1 protein-coding gene is annotated in these 223 nt (G+C 70.4%); it reads left to right on the top strand.

Translation table 11 applies throughout. The features are described 5' to 3' along the window. Position 1: 1 nt before the first annotated feature. The coding region (locus tag IO20_RS0134395) for a DoxX family protein (RefSeq protein ID WP_157850874.1) at positions 2-223 on the top strand (222 nt) is incomplete at its 3' end.

The following is a 223-nucleotide window of genomic DNA, read 5'->3' as shown; positions in this document are numbered from 1 at the left end:
TCTGCTGGTGGGTCTGCTCGTCGCGGGCCACGGGGTGCAGAAGGTCAGTTCGCACCTGGGCGGCAGGGGACTTGAGGGCGGTACGGAGGAGTTCCGCGCCGACGGGTTCCGCGGCGGTGCCCTCACCGCCCTCGCGGCGGGGGGTGGTCAGATCGGATCGGGTCTGCTGCTCGTGGTCGGTTTTCTGACGCCGTTGGCGGCGACCGGTGTCATCGGGGTGATG

Origin of the sequence: Streptomyces exfoliatus (genome assembly GCF_000725545.1) — a bacterium.
Classification (GTDB): Bacteria; Actinomycetota; Actinomycetes; order Streptomycetales; family Streptomycetaceae; genus Streptomyces; species Streptomyces exfoliatus.
This window is presented reverse-complemented; position numbering and strand designations above follow the sequence as displayed.